General features: G+C 53.3%; 3 protein-coding genes. All 3 read left to right on the top strand.

Translation table 11 applies throughout. From position 1 onward, the window contains the following. Window positions 1-170: 170 nt before the first annotated feature. On the top strand, window positions 171-1,046 hold the full coding sequence (locus K2I50_RS09415; protein WP_301026065.1) for a M23 family metallopeptidase: 876 nt from the start codon (window positions 171-173) through the stop codon (window positions 1,044-1,046). Window positions 1,047-1,310: 264 nt separating this feature from the next. Then, window positions 1,311-2,489, top strand: a complete 1,179-nt coding sequence (locus K2I50_RS09410) for a 1-deoxy-D-xylulose-5-phosphate reductoisomerase (RefSeq protein WP_301026064.1) — start codon at window positions 1,311-1,313, stop codon at window positions 2,487-2,489. 6 nt (window positions 2,490-2,495) lie between these two features. Beyond that, a partial coding sequence (locus K2I50_RS09405; RefSeq protein WP_301026063.1) for a site-2 protease family protein occupies window positions 2,496-2,774 on the top strand: 279 nt, incomplete at its 3' end.

The raw sequence follows: 2,774 nt of genomic DNA, 5'->3' as shown, positions 1-2,774 counted from the left end.
CTCTGCAACTTTTTTCGACAAATTTTAACACTATAATGTTAAAATCGAAACTATGTTAAAATTCAAAAACACCTACTATTCAATCACATACAAACGATGCGGCAACTTAATGTTAATTTTTCAATCAGAAATTTATGCTTATATTTGCAAAAACAAAAAAACTTCGGAAAATGCCCGCATCCACGCCCATAACCGAACCCGACAAGCGGCACCATGAGCAGCGTGTACGCCATCGGCTGCGCACTCACCGACGCTTCAGGCTCTCGTTTGTCAACGAGAACACATTCAACGAGGTGTGGACAATCGGCATGTCGCAGCGCAAAGTAATCGCGAGCATAGCACTGATATTTGTAGCATTGGGATGTATGGCGGCAACCCTCATAGTATTCACCCCACTTCGCACCCTGCTACCAGGCTATCTCAAGCAGGAAGAGCGCCGGGAAAATGCCATCAACGTATTCCGTGTCGACTCGCTGCTGAAAGCCGGACGTGAGACATCGGAGTACCTGGCCACACTTACATCCATATTACAGGGCGACAGCTCCATCGCCACCTATGCCCGCAGACAGGTATCAGTAGTATCCGGCCACTCCGTATCGCCCGATTCGCTTCTGCCGGCCACACCTGCCGAAGAAAACTTCGTGCGCATGGTAGAGGAGCGCAAGCGCTACAGTGTAGGCGACCGCACCTCGGCCCCCGGCGTCTCGGCCATATTCCTGTTCCCGGTAAGAGGAGCCCGCCTGTTGTCGGACCCGACTTCCGACCATACCGTCGTAAGCCCACCACGCAATGCCTCCGTGACAGCTCCAGGCACAGCCACAGTAGTAGCCACATCCTACTCCCCGTCGGGACTATGGGCCGTGACCTTGCAGCACCCCAACGGATATGTGACAATAATCGACGGACTATCAGCCTGCATGGTAAAAGCGGGCGACTCAGTGTCGGCCGGAGAGAACCTCGGAAGCGCCGACACATCCCACGATGTGACCATACAGCTATGGAGCACCGGAATAAGGCTCAACCCGCTCCGGTTTATGCCTATCTGACCGGAATTTACAGCCCCCGTTTCCATAAGTAAGTCGTAAAAATTATTACGTCTATGAATACTTTTCAAACTTTATATTTCAGTCGGAGTCTTTTTGCCGCTTTTCCCTCTCTTCGTCAGTCGTGTAGCTCGCTACACTCCTTCCTCATCGAGGAAAAATCAAACAAAAATCCTCTCGCCGGAAATATAAAATAACTTTTACGACTTACTTAATAGCGGAATTTACGCTATCTTTGCACCTATATTTATATATAGCCATTATTCCGTGGACTCACAGAAAAATATAGCCGTACTCGGGAGCACAGGCTCCATAGGAGTACAGACACTTGATATAATAGCAGAATATCCCGAACGTTTCCGTGCCACGGTGCTCGTGGCAGGCCGCAACGTAGAGCTGCTCATCGCTCAGGCCCGCCGACACCGTCCCACTCTCGCCGTAATCGCCGACGAGAGCCTTTACCCCACTCTGCGCGACGCTCTCGCCCCGCTCGGTATAGAGACCGCAGCAGGCGCCGACGCCATAGCCGACGCCATGGAGCGCGACGATATAGACACCGTGGTCACCGCCACCGTAGGCTACAGCGGGCTCGCCCCCACCCTGCGTGCAATCGACGCCGGAAAGCAGATAGCCTTGGCCAACAAGGAGACAATGGTTGTAGCCGGCGAGCTTGTGACACGCCGGCTCGAAAGTTCGCCCTCACGCATAATCCCCGTTGACTCCGAGCATTCAGCCATATACCAGTGTATGGTAGGCGAAGACCCGTCTACGGTAAAAAAACTGCTTATCACAGCCTCAGGCGGTCCATTCCGCACCCGCAATATCGACGAGCTGGGCAGTGTGACCGTGCGCGACGCCCTTGCTCATCCCAATTGGTCGATGGGAGCCAAAATCACCATCGACTCAGCCACGATGCTCAACAAGGCTTTCGAAATCATAGAGGCACGCTGGCTGTTCGGCATCACACCCGACCGTATCGAGGCTGTCGTTCATCCACAGTCAATCGTACACTCCATGGTCGAGTTTGCCGACGGCTCGGTAAAAGCCCAGCTCGGCATGCCCGACATGCACCTCCCCATACGCTATGCCCTCGGCGATGCCACAAGGCTTACCACCAACCGCCCAGGGCTGCGTCTGCAGGACTATGCCCGCCTCGAATTCTTCAGGCCCGACACCGAAAAATTCCCCCTCATCAACATGGCCTACTACGCGCTCCAGCGCGGAGGCAACACTGCATGCGTGATAAACGCCGCCAACGAGATAGCCGTCGACGCATTCCTCCACGAACGCATCGGCTACCTTGACATACAACGTATAATAGAATCAACGCTCAACGATGTGCCGTTCATAGCATCGCCGAGCTACGACGACTATGTCGCCACCAACACACTGGCTCGCCGCATAGCTGCAGAGCATTCCGGCAACCGGTCAGACAAGAATAGATAAAACACAATGGAAGCATTTCTGATAAAAGCGGCGCAGCTGATTGCCGCATTTGCCCTGCTCGTGATAATACACGAGTTCGGCCACTATATTTTCGCCCGCATGTTCGGGATTAAAGTTGAGAAATTCTATCTGTTTTTCGACCCATGGTTCTCGCTGGTAAAATGGCGTCCTAAGAAAAAAGCGTCGAAACAATCCACATCAGCCGACGACAGCCGCGCTACATGGCGCGACACCGAATACGGCATCGGATGTCTACCGCTGGTCGGCTACGTGAAAATCGCCGGC

Source organism: Muribaculum sp., assembly GCF_029051885.1.
GTDB lineage: Bacteria > Bacteroidota > Bacteroidia > Bacteroidales > Muribaculaceae > Muribaculum.
Note: the sequence above shows the minus strand (reverse complement) of the source record. Positions and strands in the feature narration are given on the sequence as shown.